The 4,012-nt window shown below is 57.2% G+C and carries 5 protein-coding genes; 3 read left to right on the top strand and 2 right to left on the bottom strand.

Annotated elements, in window-relative coordinates:
* Window positions 1–456 (top strand): type II secretion system F family protein (locus tag ACILQA_RS10325; RefSeq protein ID WP_395629616.1); only part of this gene is annotated, 456 nt, incomplete at its 5' end.
* Between the two features lie 21 nt (window positions 457–477).
* Complete coding sequence (locus tag ACILQA_RS10320) at window positions 478–1,473, top strand: type II secretion system F family protein (protein WP_395629615.1); 996 nt, start codon at window positions 478–480, stop codon at window positions 1,471–1,473.
* A 24-nt stretch (window positions 1,474–1,497) separates the two neighbouring features.
* On the opposite strand, the gene ACILQA_RS10315 is transcribed toward ACILQA_RS10320, so the two are convergent.
* Window positions 1,498–2,505 carry a fumarylacetoacetate hydrolase family protein gene (locus ACILQA_RS10315; RefSeq protein WP_395629614.1) on the bottom strand — a complete coding sequence of 336 codons (1,008 nt, stop codon included), beginning with the start codon at window positions 2,503–2,505 and terminating at the stop codon, window positions 1,498–1,500.
* Window positions 2,506–2,605: 100 nt separating this feature from the next.
* Between ACILQA_RS10315 and ACILQA_RS10310 the strand changes: the two genes are divergently transcribed.
* Window positions 2,606–3,565, top strand: coding sequence for a C13 family peptidase (locus ACILQA_RS10310; RefSeq protein WP_395629613.1), 960 nt, complete (start codon window positions 2,606–2,608; stop codon window positions 3,563–3,565).
* Between the two features lie 14 nt (window positions 3,566–3,579).
* Here the strand turns inward: ACILQA_RS10310 and ACILQA_RS10305 are convergent.
* Window positions 3,580–4,012, bottom strand: a 433-nt coding sequence (locus ACILQA_RS10305) for a MarR family winged helix-turn-helix transcriptional regulator (protein ID WP_395629612.1), incomplete at its 5' end; no start/stop codon positions are given.

Raw genomic sequence — 4,012 nt, 5'->3', positions numbered from 1 at the left:
CTGAGTGTGATCGCAAAGGAAATTGCCGGCCCTGTTGGCGAAGAGTTCAAGTTGGTCGTCGAGAAAATCAAAATCGGCAAAAGCATGGAAGAGGCGCTGCAGGAAACGGCCGATCGGCTTGGCACCGCAGAGTTCCAGTTTTTCGTCATCACCTTGGCCATTCAGCGCGAAACGGGCGGCAACTTGGCCGAAACACTCGCCAACCTTGCGGATGTTTTGCGTAAGCGCGCGCAGATGAAACTAAAAATTCGCGCAATGTCATCGGAATCGAAGGCATCGGCCTATATCGTCGGGTCGTTGCCATTTTTCGTGTTTGGTATGATCTGGACGATTAACCAGGAATATCTCGAAGGCTTCTTCCATGAACCACGTTTGATGATCGCCGGTGTCGTCGGCGCAGTGTGGATGGCGATTGGCGTGTTCATAATGGCCAAAATGGTCAATTTCGAAATTTAAGTTGGGGGCAGGATAGCAAAAATGACCAATCCGGGTGGACCTCAACTTTTGGGCATGGACGCCATGTGGGTGGCGACATTGCTTTGGGTCGTGGCGGGTATCGCTGTCGTGGTTGCCATATATTCAGTCGTTACCGTGCGCGATCCAATGGCCAAGCGCGTGAAGGCGCTGAACGAGCGCCGTGAGCAGCTGAAAGCCGGCATCACCGGCACAACATCGAAAAAGCGCGCCAAGCTTGTGCGCAAAACCGAAACGACAGATAAAATGCGCCAGCTGCTGTCAAAGCTTCAGGTTTTGCAGGACGATCAGGTTAAGGATGTGCAGCAACGACTGGCGCAGGCGGGCATTCGCCGCAAAGAGCTCGCGGTCTCGGTCATCTTTAGCCGTATGGTGATGCCGATCATTTTCGGTGGTGGAGCCGGCCTGTGGATTTATGCTCTGGACGGCGTACCCGACTGGAGCGCGATGAAGAAATTTGGTGCATTCGCAGCGGCGACGATTTTAAGCTACAAGGCCGCTGACATTTATCTGACGAACCTGGTGACGAAACGCACCGATGCCATCCGCAAAGGCCTTCCCGACGCGCTCGACTTGCTCGTCATTTGCGCAGAGGCTGGCTTGACCGTCGATGCCGCGTTTAACCGCGTGGCAAAGGAGTTGGGCCGCGGCTATCCCGAATTGGGCGATGAATTTGCGCTCACCGCCATTGAACTTGGCTTTTTAACCGAACGCCGGACTGCATTTGAAAATCTGGCGTACCGCGTCAATCTGGACTCGATCCGGGGCGTTGTTACGACCATGATTCAGACCGAAAAATATGGTACGCCATTGGCATCAGCCTTGCGCGTATTGTCGGCCGAATTCCGGAATGAGCGCATGATGCGCGCCGAAGAAAAGGCCGCACGTTTGCCCGCCATTATGACGGTGCCGTTGATCCTTTTTATTCTGCCGACACTGTTCATCGTTATTATCGGGCCAGCCGCCTGCTCGATTGGCGACGCGTTTTCGAAACAGTGAACGGGGCGGCATGCGCCGTCCCCTTCAGCCCAAACGCACGGTCTGTTCGATGGCACCGAAAATACTGTGGCCAGCATCGTCGCGGACTTCGATGCGGACGACATCCCCATCTTGCAGGAATGGCGTGGTCATTTCGCCCGTCGCGATTTTTTCGACCATGCGCACTTCGGCAAGACAGCTGTAGCCGAGCCCGCCATCGGCGACGGGGCGACCGGGACCGCCATCGGCATCGCGGTTGGACACGGTGCCTGAACCGATAATCGACCCTGCCCCCAAATTGCGCGTCTTTGCCAGATGCGCAATCAAGACACCGAAATCGAATGTGCAATCATCCGACGCTACCGCCCGGCCAAATGGCGCGCCATTCAGATCCACATTCAATGTCCGGTGCAGCATCCCGCCCTGCCAATAGGCCCCAAGGCTGTCGGGCGTTACGAACACCGGTGACAAAGCACTGGCGGGTTTGGACTGCACAAAGCCAAAGCCTTTTTCCAATTCCGATGGGATCAGATTGCGCAGCGATACGTCGTTCACAAGGCCGACAAGCCTGATATGCGCCAGTGCGTCTGCGGCCTGCGTGCCCTTTGGCACATCGCCGGTGACGACAACAATCTCCGCCTCCAAATCGCAACCCCATGCTGCGTCAGCCAACATGATGTCATCGCGCGCGCCCATAAATTCGTCCGATCCGCCCTGATACATCAATGGATCATGCCAAAAGCTTTTGGGCAACACCGCGCCGCGCGCTTTGCGGACCAGTTCGACATGATTGACATAGGCCGAACCATCAGCCCACTGATATGCGCGCGGCAGCGGCGCGGCAGCGTCATGTTCATGGAAGCGTTCGCGCGGAATGACGGCATGTTCCAGATCGGTCGCCAATGACTCAAGCCGCGGCGCAATATAGTCCCAGTCATCCAGCGCGGCCTGCAATGTCGGCGCGATATGCGCTGCGTCGGCATACCAAGCGAGATCATTGGAAACGACAACCAGATGACCGTCACGACCCGACTTTAATGATGCAAGTTTCATAATCGCTCTCCTGCTTTTGCACATCATGCAACGATATTGCTGTTGCGGCAACTGCGCCTGTGCGTTTAGACATATGCGCATGGGGTTGGGGCTCGCCAAAATGCGAATGTTTCAAGCAAGCGCCTTGGCGCTTTCCCTGTTTGTCTCCGGATCAGCGTTCAGCCAGCAACAGACCTTTAGCACCGCAGAGGCCGGGAAAAATGGCTGGGCGATGGAGCAGAACCGCTCTGCCAGCTGGTATCTTTCGCAACACCAGCGCCTCACCACCGCGATAGCCAGCTTGCAGCCGCAAAAGCCCGGTGTCGTTGATGCCTATGTCGTTTCGATTGGGCTCGACTCCGATGCCGTGTTCGGACGGGAATCGGCTGAAGCGGCCAAGGTTCTCGCGCGCCGCTATGGTGCAACGGGCAAAACGCTTTTCCTCACCGCTGGTGCCGACGATGCGCCATCGGGCGCGCCGCAGGGTTCGCCATCCAATCTTGCCGTCGCACTGGCCGCCGTTGCGGGCAAAATGGACCTGAAGGAAGACGTGCTGATTTTATTCGCCACCACCCATGGCGACCCCGTATCGGGGCTCGCCTATCGCGACGGCAACGACGGCGTCGGCATGATTGCACCGCAGCGATTGTCCGCGCTGCTTGATGGCGTGGGCATAAAGCGCCGCATGGTGCTGATCTCCGCTTGCTATTCAGGGATATTCATTCCGTTGCTGACCAACGACCAAACCGTCATTGTGACCGCGGCATCGTCGCAACGCACATCATTCGGCTGCGCGCCCGGCAATGACTGGACCTTTTTCGGCGACGCTTTGGTGAACAATGGCTTACGCAAGCCGCAGAAATTTGATGATGCCGTTGCCGAGGCGGTTCAGCTGATTTCTCGGTGGGAAAATATGTTGCAGCTTTTGCCGTCGCGGCCACAGGTCTTTGTCGGCGAGAATGCCCATGTCTGGCTTGATGCGCTCGAACGCAAAATGCCCAAGACTGAAACCCCGAAAATAGGCAGGCCCGCAATCGCCACCGATTATGAGCGTGCGAGCGAAGCCAACCCAGCTCGATAAGCCTGCGCGTAAAGCTAACCCAACTCGATGACGCGTGCGCGTAACTGCGCCAGCATAATCTCCAACTGTTTCGCCTCACCGCTGCCCAATATCTTCTCAAGCTCGGCCTCTAACTGCAGCGCTTCAGGCACGATTTGGTCATAAAGGCTGCGGCCCGCGGCCGTCAGGGCCAAATGGTGAGAGCGCCCGTCGCTGCTGTTCGGCACACGGCTCACGAGCGCGCGTTCCTCCAGCGTTTTGCACGCACGGTTGACCGTCACCTTGTCCATTGCCGTTGCCGCCACCAATTCGCGCTGCGTTGCGACCTCCGCCTCCCCCAAAAGCGCCATCACCCGCCATTCGGGCACCTTCAGCGCAAATTTGCCGCGATAGGCGCGCGCGATCAGGTCGCTGACCGCGTTTGAGGTAATCGACAATTGATAGGGAAGAAAAGCGCTAAGCTTTAGG

The organism is Sphingorhabdus sp. (assembly GCF_044239005.1).
Classification (GTDB): Bacteria; Pseudomonadota; Alphaproteobacteria; order Sphingomonadales; family Sphingomonadaceae; genus Sphingorhabdus_B.
The sequence above is the reverse complement of the archived record's forward strand: the minus strand, read 5'-3'. Positions and strand labels throughout refer to the sequence as shown.